The 22428-nt window shown below is 33.0% G+C and carries 20 protein-coding genes; 7 read left to right on the top strand and 13 right to left on the bottom strand.

Features of this window, described 5'->3' with window-relative positions; translation table 11 throughout:
* The first annotated feature begins 78 nt into the window (after positions 1-78).
* The 4 genes from O6P34_RS10530 to O6P34_RS10515 all read left to right on the top strand — a co-directional run bounded on the left by O6P34_RS10530 (position 79) and on the right by O6P34_RS10515 (position 3512).
* Positions 79-1110 (top strand): formimidoylglutamase, encoded by a 1032-nt coding sequence (locus tag O6P34_RS10530; RefSeq protein ID WP_269684466.1) that lies wholly within the window; start codon positions 79-81, stop codon positions 1108-1110.
* Positions 1111-1246: 136 nt separating this feature from the next.
* The gene (locus tag O6P34_RS10525; protein WP_269684465.1) at positions 1247-2500 is read left to right on the top strand and encodes a DEAD/DEAH box helicase; all 1254 of its coding nucleotides are present in this window, start codon (positions 1247-1249) and stop codon (positions 2498-2500) included.
* Positions 2501-2679: 179 nt separating this feature from the next.
* Positions 2680-3138 carry an Hsp20/alpha crystallin family protein gene (locus tag O6P34_RS10520; RefSeq protein ID WP_269684464.1) on the top strand — a complete coding sequence of 153 codons (459 nt, stop codon included), beginning with the start codon at positions 2680-2682 and terminating at the stop codon, positions 3136-3138.
* A 170-nt stretch (positions 3139-3308) separates the two neighbouring features.
* Positions 3309-3512, top strand: coding sequence for a hypothetical protein (locus tag O6P34_RS10515; protein WP_269684463.1), 204 nt, complete (start codon positions 3309-3311; stop codon positions 3510-3512).
* A 79-nt stretch (positions 3513-3591) separates the two neighbouring features.
* On the opposite strand, the gene O6P34_RS10510 is transcribed toward O6P34_RS10515, so the two are convergent.
* Positions 3592-4869 (bottom strand): dicarboxylate/amino acid:cation symporter, encoded by a 1278-nt coding sequence (locus tag O6P34_RS10510; RefSeq protein WP_269684462.1) that lies wholly within the window; start codon positions 4867-4869, stop codon positions 3592-3594.
* A gap of 106 nt (positions 4870-4975) precedes the next feature.
* The gene (gene aroC, locus O6P34_RS10505; protein WP_269684461.1) at positions 4976-6037 is read right to left on the bottom strand and encodes a chorismate synthase; all 1062 of its coding nucleotides are present in this window, start codon (positions 6035-6037) and stop codon (positions 4976-4978) included.
* A 486-nt stretch (positions 6038-6523) separates the two neighbouring features.
* Between aroC and O6P34_RS10500 the strand changes: the two genes are divergently transcribed.
* Entirely contained in the window at positions 6524-7033 is a 510-nt protein-coding gene (locus tag O6P34_RS10500; RefSeq protein WP_269684460.1) for a hypothetical protein, read from the top strand.
* A gap of 51 nt (positions 7034-7084) precedes the next feature.
* On the opposite strand, the gene O6P34_RS10495 is transcribed toward O6P34_RS10500, so the two are convergent.
* The 8 genes from O6P34_RS10495 to O6P34_RS10460 form a co-directional block, all read right to left on the bottom strand.
* On the bottom strand, positions 7085-7513 hold the full coding sequence (locus tag O6P34_RS10495) for a protease complex subunit PrcB family protein (RefSeq protein WP_269684459.1): 429 nt from the start codon (positions 7511-7513) through the stop codon (positions 7085-7087).
* 21 nt (positions 7514-7534) lie between these two features.
* On the bottom strand, positions 7535-8668 hold the full coding sequence (gene bshA, locus O6P34_RS10490; protein WP_269684458.1) for an N-acetyl-alpha-D-glucosaminyl L-malate synthase BshA: 1134 nt from the start codon (positions 8666-8668) through the stop codon (positions 7535-7537).
* Positions 8669-8775: 107 nt separating this feature from the next.
* Positions 8776-11775, bottom strand: a complete 3000-nt coding sequence (locus tag O6P34_RS10485) for a serine hydrolase domain-containing protein (protein ID WP_269684457.1) — start codon at positions 11773-11775, stop codon at positions 8776-8778.
* A gap of 13 nt (positions 11776-11788) precedes the next feature.
* Positions 11789-12271, bottom strand: coding sequence for an ABC transporter ATPase (locus O6P34_RS10480; RefSeq protein ID WP_269684456.1), 483 nt, complete (start codon positions 12269-12271; stop codon positions 11789-11791).
* Between the two features lie 54 nt (positions 12272-12325).
* Positions 12326-13117 carry a (Fe-S)-binding protein gene (locus tag O6P34_RS10475; protein WP_269684455.1) on the bottom strand — a complete coding sequence of 264 codons (792 nt, stop codon included), beginning with the start codon at positions 13115-13117 and terminating at the stop codon, positions 12326-12328.
* A 179-nt stretch (positions 13118-13296) separates the two neighbouring features.
* A complete protein-coding gene (locus O6P34_RS10470) occupies positions 13297-14628 on the bottom strand; it encodes a 4Fe-4S dicluster domain-containing protein (RefSeq protein ID WP_269684454.1) in 1332 nt (443 codons plus the stop codon).
* 5 nt (positions 14629-14633) lie between these two features.
* On the bottom strand, positions 14634-15599 hold the full coding sequence (locus O6P34_RS10465; protein WP_269684453.1) for an MlaD family protein: 966 nt from the start codon (positions 15597-15599) through the stop codon (positions 14634-14636).
* A 51-nt stretch (positions 15600-15650) separates the two neighbouring features.
* Positions 15651-16817, bottom strand: a complete 1167-nt coding sequence (locus O6P34_RS10460; RefSeq protein ID WP_269684452.1) for an N-acetylmuramoyl-L-alanine amidase family protein — start codon at positions 16815-16817, stop codon at positions 15651-15653.
* Positions 16818-16867: 50 nt separating this feature from the next.
* On the opposite strand from O6P34_RS10460, the gene O6P34_RS10455 reads away from it, so the two are divergent.
* Entirely contained in the window at positions 16868-19654 is a 2787-nt protein-coding gene (locus O6P34_RS10455; RefSeq protein ID WP_269684451.1) for a putative LPS assembly protein LptD, read from the top strand.
* A gap of 7 nt (positions 19655-19661) precedes the next feature.
* On the top strand, positions 19662-20042 hold the full coding sequence (locus tag O6P34_RS10450; protein WP_269684450.1) for a RidA family protein: 381 nt from the start codon (positions 19662-19664) through the stop codon (positions 20040-20042).
* On the opposite strand, the gene O6P34_RS10445 is transcribed toward O6P34_RS10450, so the two are convergent.
* The 3 genes from O6P34_RS10445 to gap form a co-directional block, all read right to left on the bottom strand.
* Entirely contained in the window at positions 20023-20397 is a 375-nt protein-coding gene (locus tag O6P34_RS10445; RefSeq protein ID WP_269684449.1) for a methylglyoxal synthase, read from the bottom strand. The genes O6P34_RS10450 and O6P34_RS10445 overlap by 20 nt on opposite strands.
* A gap of 6 nt (positions 20398-20403) precedes the next feature.
* Entirely contained in the window at positions 20404-21255 is an 852-nt protein-coding gene (locus O6P34_RS10440) for an N-acetylglucosamine kinase (protein ID WP_269684448.1), read from the bottom strand.
* A gap of 135 nt (positions 21256-21390) precedes the next feature.
* Positions 21391-22395, bottom strand: a complete 1005-nt coding sequence (gap, locus tag O6P34_RS10435) for a type I glyceraldehyde-3-phosphate dehydrogenase (RefSeq protein WP_269684447.1) — start codon at positions 22393-22395, stop codon at positions 21391-21393.
* Positions 22396-22428 lie beyond the last annotated feature (33 nt).

Raw genomic sequence — 22428 nt, 5'->3', positions numbered from 1 at the left:
TTTTTTACAAATTTAATAATAAATATAAGGTAGTAACGTAACTTGACACAAATATATTATTTTTGGAAAAATTTTTTTATGGAAAAGCTTATACCGTTTACGATTAATGATCTTGCGAAAATTACAAACCATAGAAGTGGTGAAATAAAATTTGGAGAGAAAATGATAACGGTTCCAAAAGATACTAATCCTATCGAATTCCTGAAAACGTGTGAAGCAAAATATGTTTTACTCGGAATTCCGGAAGATATTGGTATCAGAGCTAATTTTGGAAGACCCGGAGCAGCTTCGGCTTGGGATAGTGCCATAAAAGGGATTGCCAATATTCAACACAATCGTTTTTGTAAAGGAAGCCAAATCATTGTTTTGGGACAATTGAATGTTTGTCAAGAAATGAAAGAAGTAGAACATCTGGATTTTAATGATATCGATGATCGTTCAAAATTGAGTCAGTTAGTAGAAAAAATAGATAAAGATGTTTCTCATATCATTTTTAATATTATAAAACTGGGGAAAATACCTATCGTTATTGGTGGTGGCCATAATAATTCTTACGGAAATATAAAAGGTGCGGCTCTTGCCAAAGGAAAATCCATAAACGCCATTAATTTTGATGCTCATTCTGATTTTAGAATTTTAGAAGGTCGTCACAGCGGAAACGGTTTTTCATATGCTTATGAAGAAGGTTTTTTAAAAAAATATTTTGTCTTTGGCTTACACGAAAATTACACTTCAAAAAGCGTGTTGGATATCCTCAAAAAAATTGAAGACCGAGTGCGTTATGTAACCTATGACAGCATCAACATTCGAAAAGAAAAAGTCTTTCATCAGGAAATGGTTCAAGCAATGGAATTTGTCAATACAGATCCTTTTGGTATAGAAATAGATTTGGATGCTATTCCAAATATTGCCAGTAGTGCTATGACTTTAAGTGGCTTTTCGGTAGAAGAACTCCGTCAATTTGTATCCTTTTTTGCCAAAAATAAAAACGCCACTTATTTACATATTTGTGAGGGAGCACCAGATTTAGGTGAAGATAAAAACAATCACTTAATCGGGAAATTAATTGGTCATTTAGTAACTGATTTCATAAAATCAAATCACGAATAATTTAGAACCGATCACTTTTACAAGGGATTGTCTTTAATTAAAAAGAGAAAATTCACATAATCAACCATCAAAAATAATAATACTATCTTTGCCAAACTATCTGTGTACCTAATACAAGATATCTAATATCAAAAATATGTTATTCGAAGATTTATCACTTTCTAAAAGTATCCAAAAAGCCGTATTTGAACAAGGCTATATCAGTCCAACCCCTATTCAAGAACAATCAATTCCACTCGTTTTAGCCGGAAGAGATCTGATAGGTTGCGCACAAACAGGAACAGGTAAAACTGCCGCATTCGCTATTCCTATAATACATCAATTACACCGAATTGTAGGTTCCTCAAAAAAAGCCAAACAAATCCGTGCCTTAGTAGTCACTCCAACCCGAGAATTAGCGGTTCAAATTGGACAAAGTTTTGATACTTATGGCAAATATACCAACCTAACTCAATTGACTATTTTTGGGGGTGTTTCACAAAATCCTCAAGTGGACACTTTAAGAAACGGAGTCGACATCTTGATTGCAACTCCGGGAAGATTGTTAGATTTACACAAACAAGGCTTTATAGATTTAGATCATTTACACACATTAGTTCTTGACGAAGCAGACCAAATGCTGGACATGGGATTTGTAAATGATGTCAAAAAAATTGTAAAGCTTACACCAAAAAACAGACAAACACTCTTTTTCTCTGCAACAATGCCAATTGCTATCAGAGAACTTGCAGAAATGTTCTTAAGTGATCCAGCAACCGTGACCGTTTCTCCAGTATCCTCAACTGCTGAAAACGTTGAACAGCGCCTTTATTTTGTTGAAAAAACAGAAAAAAGAAATTTGTTATATCATTTAATAAAAAATGAAAATCTGACTGATGTTTTAGTCTTTTCAAGAACCAAACACGGAGCTGATAATGTTGTAAAAGCATTACGCAAAAATAATATCGCAGCCGAAGCTATTCATGGTGACAAATCACAAAATGCCCGACAACGCGTTTTAGATGCTTTCAAAAACAAAGAAGTTGGAGTATTAGTTGCTACCGATATTGCGGCTCGTGGAATTGATATTGATCAATTGCCTTTTGTCATCAACTTTGATTTACCAAATATTCCGGAAACTTATGTGCATCGAATTGGGAGAACCGGTCGTGCCGGAAACGGCGGAATTGCTATTTCATTTTGTAGCAAGGACGAACATGCCTATTGGAAAGACATCCAAAAACTCATAAAAGTGGATGTAAAAACTGTTATTGATCATCCTTACCCTTGGCATTCCGGAAGTCCTGAAGGTGGCGCTCCTGCCCAAAAAAACAATTCAAACCGAAGTGGCGGTGCGCATAAATCAAGAAAATCAAACGCATCAAAACAAAATAAAAAGCGTTGGTATTAACTAACTTTTAGCTCTAAATATCGGGTGTAAGAAATTCCTTTTAGCTTCTGTTTTCAAAAACGTTATTAATCGTTAATATACTTATTTACAACGATTTATATGTTAATTCAGACTCCATGAACAAACAACTTAATTAAATTTGTTAAACAATTAATTATCAACAATTTAATTTAAAAATTATGGAAACATTAGTTAAAAGAAACGGCTTATTCCCGTTAGTACCTGTAAACACTTTTTTTGATGATCTTTTCACAAAAGATGTTTTTGATTGGACAGATAGAAATTTTTCATCCATAGGAAGCAATTTGCCATCTGTAAATTTAAAAGAAACAGATGATCACTTAAAAATTGAGTTAGCAGCTCCTGGAATGAAAAAAGAAGATTTCAAAGTTGAAATTGACAATAATACCCTTCTTATCTCTTCTGAAAAAGAAGAAGAAAAAGAAGAAACCAGAAAAAAAGACAACTACATCCGTAAAGAATTCAATTATCAATCTTTCTTCAGATCATTTTCTCTACCTGAATATATTGATGAAAGTAAAATTGAAGCCAATTATAAAGATGGTATTCTTCATATAGATATCGCTAAAAAAGAAGGCGGTAAAAGAAAAACAACTAAAAAAATAGCAATCAAATAGAAAATCGTGAAATTAAATTATTTATAACAATTTAATTTTCGATTAAAATCGTTAAACCCTACTAAACATATGGTTTAACGATTTTAATTTTGAATCGCTCATTTTCAACTCGACTTTGATTATTTCTCAAAAATAAAAGGCATTTAAAATAACGTCAAAAAACCAATCTTATGAATACGTCAAAAAATTTCCCAAAACCAATACAGTCGCTAAAAGATTCCCAAAAAAACCAAAATGAAGAATATCAAATGAGAAATCAATTGATTAGTCCTAGATTTGAAATAGCAACATTTAATAATTTATCAGGAACAAAATTACAAAATTCATTACTGTTTTTAATGTATTCACAAGATAATGAAACTCTCTTTATATAGAGTTTAGGGTAATGTAATAAATAAAAAAGAAGCCTCATAATGAGGCTTCTTTTTTTTATAGAATATTATTTTTGACAGACTATTTTACTGCGGTTTCAATCTCATCATCACCTTCCCATTGCCCCACAACTGATGTTGCTAAAGCGTTTCCTAAAACATTTGTTGCACTGCGAAACATATCACAAAAATGATCGATTGGCAAAATCAAAGCAATACCTTCAATAGGAATATCAAACATACCACAGGTTGCAGCTACAACAACTAAACTGGCTCTTGGTACTCCGGCAATTCCTTTACTGGTGAGCATTAAAACTAAAAGCATGGTCATCTGCGTTCCCATATCTAAATGAATTCCATACGCTTGTGCTATAAAAATACTTGCAAAAGTCATGTACATCATACTTCCATCTAAATTGAAAGAATATCCCAACGGCAACATAAAAGAAACTATTCTGTCTTTAATTCCAAAACGTTCTAATTCTTCCGTAAGTTTTGGAAAAACTGCTTCACTGCTTGTTGTTCCAAAAGCAATAATCAACGGGCTAACAATTCTTTTGAGCAATACGGTCATTCTACTTTTCAGAAAAATATAACCTACAAGTATTAAAAATACCCAAAGTGATGAAATTCCGATTAAAAAAGAACCAAAGAATTTGAAATATGTTATCGCCAATTCTTGAAAATCTCTAACTGCAAAAACGCCTGCAATAGCACCAAAAACACCAATTGGAGCAAACTTCATTACATAGTTTACCATTTTAAGAACAATATGTGATGTTTTATCTAAGGCATTTATTACTGGTTTTACATAATCGCCTAAGGAAGCCGCAGCCAAACCAAAGAAAATAGAAAATATTACAATTTGTAAAATTTCATTGGTAGCCATTGCTTCTACAATACTTTTGGGAACAATGTGCTCAATGAAATTTTCAAAAGACAAGCTTTGTGTTTTGGCAGTTACCTCAGATGCTGTGGTCAAATCAACGTTAGATAAATTAAGACCAACTCCAGGTTCTAATAAATTCACGAAAAACATTCCTAATAATAAGGATATAAATGATGCTGTAAAAAACCATCCTAATGCTTTACCGCCAATTCTTCCTACTGCCTTTATGTCTCCTAATTTAGCAATACCAACAACAAGTGTAGTAAATACTAAAGGCGAAATAATCATTTGAACCAATCGTATAAAAACGGTAGCCAGCATTTTTATTTTAGAACTAAAAGATTGTGCAACTTCTGTCCCAACAGAATTATGAATAATAATTCCTAAGACAGCTCCAAGAAGCATTGCTACCAAAATTTGTCCTGTTAAGCCTGAGAAAAAAGATTGTTTTTTTGTTTCTGCTTGCGTCATTATATTGGTGATTTTGTTTTAACCGTGATTAGTTCCTTAGTTTCTGTTTTTAAAAGAAGTTGCGTGAACTTAATTTGCATTACGCTACAGAAATAGTTCGTAAAAATTAGACATAGGTCTTGTTTATCAAATAGAAATCAGCTAAAACTATAGCTGCCATGGCTTCTACAATAGGAACTGCACGTGGAACTACACATGGATCATGACGCCCTTTTCCGGTCATCTCGGTGATATTTCCTTGGTTATCTAATGATTCTTGTTTTTGCATAATTGTTGCCACAGGCTTGAAAGCCACACGAAAATAAATATCCATTCCATTACTGATTCCGCCTTGAATTCCGCCTGAAAGGTTTGTTTTTGTCGTTCCATCAGGATTGTACAAATCATTATGTTCACTTCCTTTCATCTTAGATCCACAAAATCCACTTCCGAATTCAAATCCTTTTACGGCATTTATTGAAAGCATTGCTTTACCAAGTTCAGCATGTAATTTATCAAAAACAGGTTCTCCCAAGCCAATTGGTACGTTTTGAATTACACATGTTACGGTTCCTCCTACAGTATCACCTTGTTTACGAATATCACGAATATAATCTTCCATTATTGCAGCAGATTCTTCATCCGGACAACGAACAGGATTACTTTCGGTTTTAGAAAAATCTAATTCTTGGTATGGTTTTTCTAAATAAATAGGTCCAACCGAGGAAACGTAGGCGTTTATTTTAATATCCGGTAACATTTGCTTTGCAACTGCTCCGGCAACTACTCTACTGGCAGTTTCTCTGGCAGAACTGCGTCCACCGCCACGATAATCGCGAACGCCATATTTTTTTTCATAAACATAATCAGCATGACTCGGTCTGTAATTATCTTTGATATGAGAGTAATCGTCTGATTTTTGATTGGTATTGGGTATGATGAAACCAATTGGAGTTCCTGTCGTTTTTCCTTCAAAAATTCCAGATAAAAATTGTACATCATCTGGTTCTTTTCGTTGCGTAACGATAGCGGATTGTCCTGGTTTTCTTCTTGACATTTCTTGTTGAATAGCTTCTAAATCTAAAGTTATTCCTGATGGACAGCCATCAATTATTCCGCCTAATGCTTCTCCGTGAGATTCGCCAAAAGTAGTTATTCTAAATAGTGTTCCGTAGCTATTTCCTGCCATTGTGATTTGTTTTGAACAAAAGTACCATTTTAGTTTAAAGTTCAAAAGTTTAAACCGAAATTTCAAGATAAACTTTTCATCATTATTCACTATTTAGCACTATTTCCGTCAATTCCTTAACTTATAGTTTAATTTCAATTAACAATAATGCTATTAATTTGTAAAACTTGAAATTAAATTACATTGAAAAAAAAATAATTTGAATTGGTTATCCTTACAGATGCGCACTTGAAACTTATGGAAGTCAAGACAAAGAACTTTGCAACCAAGTAGTAAATTCTGATCTTTTTATTAAAAGGTTTACTTTTTAAACCACAAAAGCACAACGAATTAAACAATTATTTTACAATGACTTAAAAATAAAAAACACAAATAAAACCTTTTTTAGAAATCATATAAGTGTGAATTATATAACTTTTTCCAATTATTGTATAATTTTTACGTTTACAATAGTTCTAAGTTTGCAGTAATAAAAAAAACCCCTTTATGAAAAAAATTATTTTATCAGCTTTTATGTTAATTGGATTAGCATTTACAGCACAAGCACAAACAATTTCAAAAAATGCTTTAGGTCTTCGTTTTGGTGACAGTGGCGGTTTTGGTACTGAAATATCATACCAAAGAGCTCTATCTAATGACAATCGTCTTGAATTAGATTTAGGTTGGAGAAATAGAAATAACTACAACAATAATGATTTCGATGACAATGCTATCAAATTAACTGGTTTATACCAATGGGTTTGGAATATTGACGGTGGATTCAACTGGTACGCTGGTATAGGTGGTGGTTTAGGTACTTATAATAGAGATTATTATGACAATTCAAACTACAATAATGAAACTTTTGCTTTTGCAGCCGGAGATATTGGTATTGAGTACAATTTTGATATTCCTTTATTGATTTCTTTGGATTTCAGACCAGAAATTGGCGGAAGTGATTATTACGACAATCACTACGGATCAGATATTGCGTTAGCAGTTAAATTTCAGTTCTAATTAAATTGAAAACAATAAAAAATCCCGTCATATTGATTATGACGGGATTTTTTATTTTATGATGATTTCTTTTTTAGAATTTATTCTGACCACACAAAAAGGATTTGTAAAAGCTTGAGTTACCATACTTCCGGATTCAGGTATTGTTTCTTTTATGGTTACAATGATATTTTTATCAGTTTCTAAAGCACTTTCAATTCCTATTGTATAGCCGCCGGATGTTTTTTCTCCCATATTTAAAACAATAAAATTGGAATGCTCAATATCTGTCGGCTTTATTTTATTCTTTAAACTGGCATCATTTTCTAACATTTTCACTTCATTAGGTTCTGTCAGAATTTCAAAAAAACGAATACTGGCACCACCATCCGATTGTTGTGTCAGAACTTCAAACAAAGGTAATTTCTCCGAATTTTTGGTAGAGGAAACACCACATGAGAACAAAATTAAACTCAATCCGAATAAAAGTCCTTTCTTCATTTTTAATTATTTAAAGAGTAATTATACAAATTTGTTTATTGCTTTATGATATAATTCTTCATACAAAGGCAGAATGTTTTTTATATCAAATTTTTGAGCAACAACTAAGGCATTCGATTTAAATTTTGAAAGAACAGCATCTTCTTTTAGAATCTTTAGTGCATTCTGAGCCATTTCATCCGTATTTCCTACATCACTTAAATATCCTGAAATTCCATCAAAATTCACTTCCGGTAAACCTCCTGAATTACTCGAAATCACAGGAACGCCACAAGCCATAGCTTCAAGAGCAGCCAAACCAAAACTTTCTGTTTCAGATGGTAACAGAAATAAATCTGTTAATCCTAATATTTTATCAATTTCATTACTGTTACCAAAGAAAATCACTTTGTCTAATATCCCTAATTCCTGACATAAATATTCTGCTTTTTCTTTTTCAGGACCATCACCCACCATCATTAATTTAGCTGGAATTTCTTTTTGAATGTTATAAAATATTTTGATAACATCCGGAATTCGTTTTACTTTTCTAAAATTACTGATGTGTGTTATAATACGTTCATTTTCATTTGCCATAACCGAACGCTGACAAGGCTTATGAAGATCTTTTTCCTCTTTTTCTAATTCAATAAAATTAGGAATAACCTGAATTTCATTTTTAATATTGAACAATTTAAGAGTATCTTCTTTTAAACTTTGGGAAACCGAAGTCACAAAGTCAGACTTGTTGATGCTGAATGTTACCGCAGGTTTGTAAAAAGGATGATTCCCAACCAGGGTGATATCGGTTCCGTGAAGCGTCGTTACCATCGGAATATTGATTCCTTCATCTTTCAGCATTTGCTTTGCCATATATCCTGCATATGCATGTGGAATAGCATAATGCACATGAAGCAATTCGATTTTATATAGTTTAACCATATCAACCAATTTGCTGGATAACGCCAATTCATAGGGCTGATAATGAAATAAAGGATATTCAGGAACATTCACCTCGTGGTAATGTACATTTGGATTTAATAATGCTAAACGTACGGGCTGACTATAGGTTATAAAGTGAATTTCATGTCCGCGTCGAGCCAATTCAAGACCTAACTCTGTAGCTACAACGCCACTTCCGCCAAAGGTAGGATAACAAACTATTGCTATTTTCATTTAAATATTTTAAGGATACGAATTTACTGAAAATAGAAATGCATTTTTAGAAAAATTACGTTAAATCTTATGATTGAATTCCGATTTAACAGTAATAATTTGAGGTTTTATTTGACAATTGCTTCATAAATCACTTTCTGGATATCTTCTCGGATATTCTCTTTAGATAATGTGTTCTTAGCGTCGTTTGGAAAAGTTCTATTGGATAAAAACACATAAACAATCTCGTTATCCGGATCAGCCCAAGCCATCGTCCCTGTGAAACCAGTGTGTCCAAAACTAGTCATTGAAGCACAACCACATGTTGGACCTTCAATTCCTAATTGTGGTTTATCAAACCCAATTCCCCTCCTATTTCCTTCAGGACAAAAATAGCAGGTATTAAAATCATTAAATGTTTGCTCTGAAAAATAGGTATGATTTCCATAATTTCCTTTTTGAAGATACATCTGCATTATTTTAGCCACATCCATAGCATTCGAAAAAATACCGGCATGTCCTGCAATTCCGCCTTCCATAGCTGCTGCCATATCATGAACATACCCCTGAATCGTCTGATGACGAAAATACGTATCAATTTCTGTTGGAGGAATGTCAGTTTTATTGGTCTTTTGCAATGGATTATACATGGTTTTATTGGCTCCCAGAGGCTTAAAAAAGTTTTCAAAACTCAATAAATCTATCTTTTTACCTGTTGTTTTTTCTAAATAATCCTTAAGAATCATAAAGGTAAAATCACTGTATTTGTATTCTTTTTTAAGCGATAATTTACTGTCAACAATCATTTTCATAATAGTGTCATGATAATCGTTTCTGATAAAAAGACTATCGGCTACTTGTTTAGAAAACTGCTCACTTGGTATTTTTCTATAATATTTTTCTAAAGGTCTTGAAGCACTATTTAGCGTTCCTTTATAAAAAGGAATCCAAGCCACAAGTCCTGCATAATGCGATAACAGTTCCTTGAAATGGATATTTTGTTTGTCTGTATTATTAAAAATAGGCAACATGGTTCCCAATGTAGTTTCCATATTGATTTTTTTCTGATCGTATTGTTGCATGACATTAGGCAAAGTAGACAGAATTTTTGTCAATGAAGCCACGTCATAAATAGTTGAATTATCTATTTTCATGATAGGTTCATAGGTTTGGTATCCAAAAGATTTCTGGTAAATTACTTTTCCTTTCCTCGCGACCAAAACCTGAATTCCGGGCGCCATTTTGCCTGATATTGCTTTTTGGGCTAAAACATCAATTTGGGCTAGTTTTGCCGTACTCATCCCCACATTTTCAGGAGCTGTAAATCCTAACCGATTTATTTTTTCGGTAGTCAATCCTTCATTTACTTTAAAATTCTGATTGATTGAAACCGGCAATTTACCTTTCGCATCAATAGCTCCAAAAATCAGCTCCGCAGCAACTTCTTGAGCAATCGCATTATTTTGGTACGAAACGATTACACTTTCTATTTCCTCAAAATTGGTAATAGGCAATAGCGAATATGGTTTTGCAAAAACATCGAGAATGACATTGTTCTTTTTAGCTATTTCTTGTAACCAAAGTAATTCGTTTTCGGTAAAATCATGACTTTTCCAAGCCTTATCTGATTTATGAAATCCAATAATTACTGTATTAAATTCTTTTAATTTAACATTGAGACTGTCAATATTGGTGTCTGATACTTCAGTGACTTCTGTATATTTTTTTAAGGTTGTAACAAAAGAACTATTTGTATCATCGCCTAATTTCACATAGGCAATTTTGTTATTTGCTAACTCTTTTATTGGTAAGATTTCATTTTTATTTTTTAAAACCGTGGTTGCATTTTCAAACAATTGGTATTGCAATGCATCATTTTCGACAGGATTGATATCGGTATATAAATTGGGAATTACTATTGGCTTGTAATTATTTAAACCCGCTTTAAATTTATAACGCAAAATCTTCTTTACAGAAAAAGCAATTCGTTCCTCCGAAATAAGGCTGTCTTGATACGCTTTAGAAATTTTTTCAATCGCCAAAGGAACATTCTCTGCAAAAAGTAAAATATCATTTCCTGCCAAGAAAGCTTCTAAATCTATATCTCCGGGCTTTTTGAAACTACTTACACCTTTCATATTTAGAGCATCGGTAAAAATTAAACCGTCAAATTCTAAATCTCTTTGAAGCAAATTAGTGACTACATTGAACGAAACTGATGTTGGATAATTTTGACGTAATTCTAAACTCGGAACATTCAAATGTGCGACCATTACCGAAACTAATCCTTCATCGAACATTCTTTTGTAGGGATACAACTCAACCATATCAAGGCGTTCACGAGAAAAGCTAACTGTTGGCAAACTCGTATGTGAATCTGTTGCAGTATCACCATGTCCGGGAAAATGTTTTCCGGTAGCAAAAATACCTTGATTCTGAATTCCAGTCATCAAAGCAATCGCTTTTTCAGTCACATTCACTTTGTTTTCTCCAAAGGAACGATTCCCTATAATTGGGTTTTTAGGATTGGTATTGATATCTAAAACAGGTGCAAAATTGAACTGTATTCCCATACGTTTACTTTCTTTCCCCATTTTTTCGCCTACTTTTTCTATCAGTTTTAAATCCTGAATAGCGCCAAGAGTCATGTTCCAAGGATACCGATAGGTAGAATCGAGTCTCATACTTAGTCCCCATTCTGCATCAATACCTACAAATAAAGGGATTTTTGATTGGGATTGGTAGCGATTGGTTAAACGGGCTTGACGTAATGGCCCGCCTTGAAAAAATATAACGCCACCAATTTTATTCTCTCGAACTAATTTATCGATTGCATTAACATGTGTAGTATCTTTATTAGAATAAGCGGCAACCATAAAAAGTTGGCCAATTTTTTCTTCTAAAGTCAATTGACTATAAATGCTGTCAACCCACTTTATTTCGGCATCAGAATCTTTGAAAAAATTCTTTCTTTCCGATTTAAGGTGTGGAACATAGATTTCTTCGTCTAAAGAAATAGCGGGTCTTTCAAAAGGGAGTGTTACAATACTTTTCTTAGCACTTCCGCAATTAGTAACCAAAAACAATAAGGCAAAGAAAAAACCAATTCTGATACAGAAAATTTTCATTCAATTTTATATTTTAGAAAAAACGACTATGCCAGCTGTCTGCAGCCGGGACTTCCCATGATTCGTTAAATTCTTCGATGTTGTTAACCAAATTATTAAAGACGATTGTGTTTTCTGTAACCGCTTTATCTTTTACCATTTTTTTGAAATCAATCAATGGTTTGTGAGCGATATGTTCGCCCAACTTGAACGTTACATTCATTTTATCCAACAAATCAACGCTGTATTTTTTTTCTAAGCTTTGTATGAATTCTACTGAGGAATCAATGGAACAACCTGTTGCAGCCTGAACATCCTGATTAACAGCCAATATAATAAATCTATTGTATTTTAGCTGATAGGAAGATTCTAAACTGGTACCGTGTGCTGCCCAACTTTCAAGGAAGGATTGCAAAGCGGTCTCTATTTCAGCAAATTCTTCATCAGAAAATTTTCTGTTTGATTGATAAATCCAAATTTTGGATTCTTCTGGTAAATTTTCAAATGGAACGTACATGATTTTATATTTTAGAATTCTAATTAACTATTTTTGATTTGTACTGTTTAACACTTACAAATCTTGTGCATTAGAGATAAGTTCGGCTATATCCATCACTTTTACTTCGCCTTCTTTTTCTTTATTTTTAATTCCATCGGTCATCATAGTGTTACAAAAAGGACAACCTGCCGCAATAATATGTGGTTTGGTTTCTAATGCATCTTCTGTTCTTTCGATGTTGATTTCTTTGTTTCCTGGTTCAGAATCTTTAAACATCTGAGCTCCACCGGCACCACAACACAATCCATTAGCACGGGAACGTTTCATTTCTACAAGTTCAGCATCTAATTTTTGGATTAAATCTCTGGGTGCTTCATAGACATTATTGGCTCTGCCTAAATAACATGGATCATGAAAAGTGATTCGTTTTCCTTTGAATTGACCACCTTCAATGGTTAATCTTCCATCATCTAATAATGATTTTAGAAATTCAGTATGGTGAACAACTTCATATTTACCGCCTAATTCAGGATATTCATTTTTTAATGTATTAAAACAATGTGGGCAAGCTGTAACAATTTTTTTTATTTCATAGGCATTCATGACTTCAATATTAGTCATAGCCTGCATTTGAAATAAAAATTCATTTCCTGCTCTTTTAGCGGGATCACCTGTACAACTTTCCTCTGTACCAAGTACTGCAAAAGAAACGTTTGTGCGATTTAATATGCGTACAAATGCCTTTGTAATTTTCTTTGCTCTATCATCAAAACTTCCTGCACAACCTACCCAAAACAAGACTTCTGGTTGTTTTCCTTGGGCCAGCATTTCGGCCATTGTTGGTACTACTAAAACTTCTGACATTGTATCCTTTTTATCTGTTATTCGATTTAGTTTTATATGCTCCTTCTTTGCTCTTATTTGCGGTGTGCGTGAGGGATAGAAGTGGAGCTCTTTTTTGTGAGGCTTTTTTCGCCTTACAAAAAAAGCGGGAACGGATAGCCCGACCCGTAGTTTTTACGGAGGGTCACGCCCAAATTATTTTATTCGTTTTTCCAATTTAATCGGTCTTGCTGATTGTATTGCCATGGTGCTCCATTGTTTTCAATATTGGTCATCATAGCATTTATAGGCATTGGTGCGGCACTTTGTTCCATTACCAAATAGCGTCTCATATCCATAATTATGGAAAGCGGACTGATACTTACCGGACATTCCTCTACGCAAGCATTGCAGGATGTACAAGCCCAAAGCTCTTCGGCGGTGATATAATCGTTTAATAATGATTTGTTATCGGGAACAAAAACACCTTTATTAGCGTCTATGTTTTTACCTACTTCTTCGAGTCTGTCTCTGGTATCCATCATGATTTTTCGAGGAGACAGTTTTTTGCCTGTTAAATTAGCGGGACATGAGGAAGTACAACGGCCACATTCGGTACAGGTATAAGCGTTTAATAATTGTACCCAATTTAAATCCTGAACATCACTGGCGCCAAATTTAGCTGGCACTTCGGTTTCTGTTGCCGGTGCTGCCGCAAAAGGATCAGCATTAGGATCCATCATCATTTTGACTTCGTTTGTCACTGATTCTAAATTATCAAATTGTCCTTGAGGATTTAGATTTGCAAAATAAGTATTGGGGAAAGCCAACAATATGTGTAAGTGTTTTGAAAAATACAAATAGTTCATAAAAAGCAATATCCCAACAATATGCAACCACCAGAATATTTCTGAAAGAAGCATAACCAACTCATTTGAAACACCATTAAAAATAGGTTCTATAAACTGACTTACCGGAAAAGCTCCTGCTTTTACAAAATGAGAAAAACCTCCAGGAACATTTTGCAAATGCAAGTCGGAAGCATTCATCAACAAAAACAAGGTCATTAAAACAACTTCAAAATATAAGATATAATTGGCATCTTTTTTTGGATATCCGTTCAAATCTGAACTTATGAATCGTTTGAGTTTTATACTATTTCTTCTAATCCAAAAAATAGTTACTGCCACTAAAACCAACAGCGCCAATATTTCGAAAGAAGCAATCAAAACATCATATGTAATTCCTAAAAAAGAAAAAACTCGGTGCGTACCAAAGAGTCCATCAATTATTATTTCCAGTAATTCAATATTGATGATTACAAAACCCACATAAACTATAATGTGTAGTACTCCTGCTATGGGCCTTTTGACCATTTTAGATTGTCCCAAAGCGATCATTGCCATGTTTTTCCAACGGGCATTAGGATTGTCTTTGCGATTTATTGCTGTACCCAGATTTATGTTTCTAATAATCTTTTTGACGCTGTTATAAAAATAACCAAAACCAATAATTAGTAGGATTGCAAATAAAATGTTGTCTAAATAGCTCATGATTGCTAATTTTTAGCTTTAGAAATAGAATCGTTTATCGGACCAACATAAGGTTTATTTTTCTTTCCAAAAAGAGAAACATTTACATATCGTGTTGGATAAAGTCTTACGTCTTGTAACAATAATTCTAATTCTTTAGTAGTTGATTTCAAATTGGCATACAAAGCTTCATCTTTCAATAATTTACCTGCTGTGCCTTTACCGGATTCTAAATCCCCCATCATACCATCTACTTTGGCTAATGTTTTATTGAGATTTTTAACTGTTTTTCCTAAATCGGCCTTGTTCAATGAATCGGAAATTTTAGAAAAATCACTTGACACTTTATTAAAGTTGGTTACAACTCCTTTTATTTGCGCTTTATTGTCATCTAAAATTGAATTTGCACTAACAGAAGCTTTATTAAATTGAACCATTGTTTTACTCAATTCAGACAAAGTCAGTTTCAAGTCTTCTTGCGCTTTTTTATCCAAAATATTATTTAATCCTGACAATAAACTATCAGCATTACTCATTACTTTTTCTAACTTTTCCTGAATAGGAACCAACTTTTCACTTAAAGAAGAAGTTAATCCTAACTTTACGTTTCCTTGTAATTTCTGGCCATCAACTGCCAAAACTTTATTATTGAAATCAGGGTGAATCGCAATTTGTTTCCCTCCGATAAAACCAGGCTCGTAAATAGCCGCTACGCTGGTTTTAGAAATTGGAAAATCAGTTTTTAACTGTAACTCCACTAATAATTTTCCTGTAGTTTCATTTATGGTAATACTGTTTACTTTACCAATAACCAGTCCGTTTAAAGTAACAGACGCTGAAGTAGCCAGTCCTTCTACGTTATCATATTCTACATAAAATGTTTTGTAATCTGTAAAAAGGTCTTTTCCTTTTAAAAAACTATAGCCCCAAATAAACAATAAAATAGAAGCAATGACTAATATGGCGGTTTTGATTTCTCTTGATATTTTCAAAATGTGAGTATTTTTTACAAAATTAATATAAAATAATTGAACTTGGGGGTATTATTTAATTGCTTCTTGGATACTGATTTTTTCACCGTTTCTGAATGCAATTAAAAAAGCGGAATTAAATCCTTTATTTCTGGCTTCCTGCATTTGTTTTTGAGCTTCATCATAATCGGATGTTTCACCATACATATACTTGTAAACCTTATTGTCATAAGACATAGATATCGAATTTAATCCTTTAAAATTTTTAGGTTCTAAAGCCAACTTTTTTACACTTGCAGAAAGTTGTACTTTATAAATAACATCGGAAGCATTTTTTTTGAGTTCTGTTTTTTTAAGTTCCGAAGAATTTATAATTACTTTAGGTTTTACAGGAGTTGAAGTATCTTTGATTGGTTTCTCAATAATTTTTTGTGAAGGTCTGACATCGGGTGTTTCCGCTTCTCCACTACCAAAATACTCGTTTTTATAACTAATAATAGCATCTGCAATGGCTCTGGCTATTTCGTTTTGTCCTTCTTCTGAATTCAATTTATCTCCTTCAACCGGATTCGATATAAATCCCATTTCAACCAATACTCTTGGCATATATGCTTTATGCAACACCATAAAAGGCGCCTGTTTTACCCCTCCGTGTCTTAATTTTTTTCCTAAAGCACCGAAAGATTCTTCCACTTTACTGGCTAATGAAATACTATTGTCTAAATATTCCTCTTGCATCAAAGTCATCCCGATCATGGTTTCGGGAGAATTAGGGTCGAAACCTTCATATTTTTGTTTGTAGTCTTTTTCCAATGTAATAACGGAGTTCTCTTTTTTGGCCGCTTCTAAATTTGAAGCAATTTTATTCATACCCATTACATAGGTTTCAGTCCCATCGGCAACCGTATTTTTATTTGCATTACAATGAATTGAGACAAAAATATTAGCATCTGCTCTGTTGGCAATATTCGCTCTTTCGATTAAATCAATAAATACATCTGTTTTTCGGGTGTAAATCACATCAATTTTAGGATTTGCTTCTAAAAGCTTCCCCACTTTTAAAACAACAGCTAATGCTATATTTTTTTCAACACGTCCACTATAGACTGCTCCAAAATCATGTGCTCCATGACCGGCATCCAAAGTGACTTTGAATACATTAGATTGTGCGTTGATGCCTAAAGTGACTATAGTAAGAAATAAAGTAAGGTATACTTTAATTTTGTTTGTAATATGCATAAATCTAAAAGTTAATTTTAATTAAAACACTGGGGCTATAAATTTTATAAATGCCTATTTTTGACAAAAAATTATATGTAAGTTTGACACGTCAAAAAACAAGCCATAATTTTACAAAAATAGTATTTAAACCTTTGCGTACAAACTTATTTAATATCGTTTTATTATCAATTTTCCTAACATTAGGATGCGGTAATTTATATTCACAAGATATAACAAAAAAAACAACTACTATACCCGCTAGAAAACAAATAGATAGCAGTAAAACTGTAGTTGATTCCATTCAAAAAACTCCTGATCTTATCAAAAAGGAAGCTGATTCCATAAAAAAAGACAGCATAAAACCCAAAAAAGCATTTCTTGATGGTAAAGTAAAATACAAAGCCGAAAACTATGCTAAAATCGACCAAAAGAAAAAACTTATTACTTTATATGACAAAGCCGAATTGTACTATCAGGATATCGAACTGAAATCAGGTATTATAGTTATGGATTATGAAAAAAATGAGGTGTATGCCGGCAGAATTAAAGATTCGACAGGAGCATATACTCAATTTCCAAATTTCAAACAAGGCACAAATGTGGTAGAACCGGATTCTATCCGATTTAATTTCAAAACTAAAAAAGCATTAATTTGGAATTCAAGATCAGAACAAGGGGAATTTAAAATAAAAGCATCTGTTACCAAGAAAGAAAATGATTCTGTTTATTTCCTGAAAGGCGCCAGATTTACAACTTCAAAAGACATTGATAATCCCGAATATTATTTTCAAACCAATAAAGTAAAATTCATTCCTGGAAAAAAAGTAGTTACTGGTTTAACCAATATGGTTATCGCTGATGTACCAACCCCTATTGCTCTGCCGTTTGCATTTTTTCCAATGAGTAAAGAAACCAGTGTTTCCGGGATTCTTTTACCAAGTTATAATGACTCTAATACCAGAGGATTCTCATTGCAAAATGGTGGTTATTATTTTGCTTTAAGCGATAATTATGATTTAACGGTTTTGGGGGATTATTACACCAACGGAAGTTATGGAATGCGTTTTGAATCTAATTATGCCAAAAGATATAATTATCGGGGAAACGTTAATATTCGATTTGAAAACTTAATTTCCAGTGAAAGAGGATATCCTGATTATTCGAAACAAAGAATCTATAACATTCAATGGTCACACCAAAAAGATTCAAAAGCAAATCCTAATTCCAGTTTTTCAGCATCGGTGAATCTTGGAAGCAGTAAATACTTTAAACAATCCATCAATCAGAATAATATTGGTTCCAATTTAAATAATACCTTAAGTTCTTCGGTCTCATACAGCAAAACTTTTAATAGAATTGTTCCTCAGGCAAGACTTTCATTGACGGCCACACATTCTCAAAACACGCAGACTGAAGAGATTAATATGACGTTGCCAACGCTACAATTTAGTGTTGACCGTGTGTATCCGTTTGTAGGGAAAGATGGTGTTAAAAAAGGTTTCTTTAAGAATATAAATTTACAATACGATTTAAGCGGAAAAAACAGCATCACCACAAACGATTCCTTATTCTTTAAGCCTCAAATGTTTGATGATGCAAAAATAGGACTTCAACATACAATTCCGTTAAGTACTAATTTTAAGATATTTAAATACTTCAGCGCTTCTTCTTCTTTTAATTATAAAGAAGTTTGGTATACCAAAACAATCAAAAGAAGTTATGATTCAGATTTAAGCAAAGTGGTTGATACTAATGTAAAAGGATTTGATGCTTATAGAACTTATTCCTTTTCTTCTAGCGTAGGAACAACTATTTATGGAACATTTAATTTTGGAGAAGATAAAAAAATAAAATCTATCCGCCACGTCATGCGTCCATCAGTTTCCTATGGCTACACTCCTAGTTTTGAGAAATATTATGACACTTACGCTGCCGATGCAAGCGGTACGATGATTAAACAATATTCTCGATTTGAAGGAGGTATTTTTGGTGCTCCCGGAATATCAAATTCAAATACTTTAGGCTTTGATTTAAGCAATACTTTTGAAGCAAAAGTTACTGATAAAGACAGTACTAAAGTTGAACCTAAAAAAATAATGTTATTGAATAACTTAAACCTTTCAACAGGTTATAATCTTGATGCAGATGGAGTAACCGCTCTGGCTTGGTCACCTGTGAGAGTTAGTGGTGGAACCCAATTATTCAATAATAAGATGAATGTTAATTTTGGAGCGACATTAGACCCTTATGCTATTGACAATTCTGGAAAAAGAATCAATATGTTTAACATTGACAACGGCGGAAGTTTGTTCCGTATGACTAGTGCTAATATGACATTAAATTATTCTCTTTCAAGCAAAGATAGCGAGAAAGACAAAAAGGAGGATAAAAACACACAAAGCGAAAGAAATGGTGGTCGTGAGGATGATTTATTTGGAACAAATACTGATTTAAGTGATAATCGTAAAAGTCAATTTGGAGATTCTGAAGATGATGGCGAAGATGTTATTTCAGAATTTTTCAGTTCTAAATTACCATGGGATATGACATTTGCCTATTCCCTAACTTACGGAAATAACAATAGAGAAAAGAAAATTATCGGTAACTCGGTAATGATTTCTGCCAATGCTGATATAACACCAAAATGGAAAGCCGGAGTATCCACCGGTTATGATTTTGTACAAAAAGGAGTAACATTTACCCAATTGCGTTTTGAAAGAGATTTGTTAAGTTGGAGAATGGATTTCAATTGGACTCCATTTGGAGACAATGCGAATTGGGGGTTTTTCATCGGAATAAAATCCGGTGTATTAAGCGATATAAAATGGGATAAACGAAGTACAACTAACCGATAATTTACACATGAAAAAGATCATTTTTACCGAAAATGCCCCAGCACCAATAGGTCCTTACAATCAGGCAGTGCTAAAAGGAAATACACTGTATACTTCCGGTCAGATTGCAATACATCCAGCTACAGGAGTATTAGTTTTAGACAGTATTGAAGCCGAAACCCAACAAGTTATGCAAAATATGAAAGCAGTGCTAGAAGCTGCCGGGATGACCTTTGAAAATGTAGTTAAAACAACTATTTTTATTATGGACATGGCTGATTTTGGAAAAATAAATACAATTTACGGAACTTATTTTAACGAAAAAACCGCTCCAGCTCGTGAAACGGTTCAAGTGGCATGTTTGCCAAAAAATGTAAATATAGAAATCTCTATGATTGCAGTGCTATAGCATTCAATAATAATTGTGCTGTTGCCTCATTAGTAGCCAATGGCACATTATGAACATCGCAAACACGAATTAGCATATTGATATCCGCTTCATGAGGATGACTTGATAACGGGTCTTTAAAAAAGAAAACCATCTGAGTTTTTCCTTCAGCGACTCTGCCCGCAATTTGAGCATCGCCTCCTAATGGTCCTGAAAGCATTCTTTTTGTTTTAAAACCTGCATCTTCGGCTTTTCCTCCAGTAGTTCCGGTAGCAATAAGCTTTATTTTTTCCTGCTGTAAAAGCGTTTTATTTTTAATCAAAAAATTGACTAAATCAACTTTTTTACCATCATGAGCAATAATAGCTATTTCCATAAATTATTATTTATTTGCAACGTGATAAGCAATAAGTCCGTCAATTGGTCTTCTTAATACATTACCTAATTGCATCTCATATTTATCAAATGTAATTTGCAATTCTTCTTTTAAATAAAAAGCGATTGAACCTACAAAATGCACAGGAACTTCTTTGTAATTATCATATTGACGAATATAGTTTTTCACAAAAGATTTCATGCCTTTGAAAATAATTTTTTTACAAAATTCATCTTCTTTATGCTGAATTAAAAACTTAGCAAAAGTGGCTAAATAAGCATTAGGGTTTGGTTCTTTGTATAATTTACTTTTGATAAAGTCTGGATCTAAATCGTATTCTTTTTCAAATTCAACAGCCAAATGTTTTGGCATTTTGTTGAAATAATACTTTCTGATTAATTCTTTTCCAAAAACATTTCCGCTACAATCATCCATAACGATATATCCTAGAGATTGAACTTTTTGATGCAATTCTTTACCATCAAAGAAACTACAATTTGATCCCGTCCCTAAAATACTTACAATTGCTTGTTCCCCTTTTGGAGTTGTTGCGTATACTGCAGCATAAGTATCCTCATGCACTGCAATAATTGCATTAGGAAAATAGGTTTGGAAAATTTGAGATAATTCTATTTTCATTCTGTCTGTTCCACAACCAGCACCATAGAAGAATAAATGAGTCGCATTTTTTTTATTTTGTAAGATATCAAAACGATCGTTAAGTCGATCAATAATCTCATCTCCTTCAAGTATCTCCGGATTTAATCCTAAGGTTTGAGTTGTAAATAAAACTTTTCCACTTTCATCTATCGCAATCCAATCGGCTTTGGTAGAACCACTATCAACTATTAATTTCATTTTTTTCGGTTTTTTGGTTTAGGCTTGTTATCTCAACCTTTTATTTTAAAAGTGTGTTTTTTACATTTATAAAATAATTAAAATAACAAAATCCCGTTATTTATTTAATAACGGGATTTTAAGAATGTATATGGATTATTTTAAACCTGCAATATGAACAGATAAATCAATCAATTTACTTGAATATCCATATTCATTATCGTACCAAGAAATGATTTTAAAGAAAGTAGAATTCAAACCAATACCTGCATTAGCATCAATGATAGATGTTCTTGAATCAGAAACGAAATCTTGAGAAACAACTAAATCTTCAGTATATCCTAAGATACCTTTCATTGTAGTTTCAGAAGCATTTTTCAATACAGCCATGATTTCTTCGTAAGTAGTTTCTTTTTCAACTTTTACAGTTAAATCAACTACAGAAACATCAGTTGTAGGAACACGCATTGACATACCTGTTAATTTTCCGTTCAATGAAGGAATAACTTTCCCTACCGCTTTAGCAGCACCTGTAGAAGATGGGATGATGTTACATGAAGCAGCACGTCCACCTCTCCAGTCTTTTCTTGAAGGACCATCAGTAGTCATTTGAGTAGAAGTTGTTGCGTGAACAGTAGTCATTAACGCTTCAACAATTCCAAAATTATCATTGATAACTTTAGCTAATGGAGCTAAACAGTTAGTAGTACAAGATGCATTAGAAACAATCAAATCAGAAGCTTTAGCTTCAGTATGATTAACTCCCATTACAAACATAGGTGCATCATTAGAAGGAGCTGAAATAATCACTTTTTTTGCTCCACCTTTGATGTGCTCGTTTGCAGTTTCAATAGTTGTGAAGAAACCTGTACATTCAGCAACTACATCAACATCAACTTCATTCCATTTTAAATCTGCAGGATTTCTTTCAGCAGTAATACGAATGTTTTTTCCGTTTACAAAAAGTTTTCCATCTATAACTTCAACAGTTCCATTGAAACGACCGTGAACTGAATCATATTTTAATAAGTAAGCTAAGTGATCTACATCTAATAAATCGTTGATAGCTACAACTTCAACATTATCTCTGTTGAAAGATTCTCTGAAAACAATTCTTCCAATTCTTCCAAAACCGTTTATTCCTAATTTTACTTTTGACATTTTAATTTGATTTTAATTTTTATTTAATTTATT

This window comes from Flavobacterium lacustre (genome assembly GCF_027474525.2).
In the GTDB taxonomy this organism is placed as follows: Bacteria; Bacteroidota; Bacteroidia; order Flavobacteriales; family Flavobacteriaceae; genus Flavobacterium; species Flavobacterium lacustre.
This window is presented reverse-complemented; position numbering and strand designations above follow the sequence as displayed.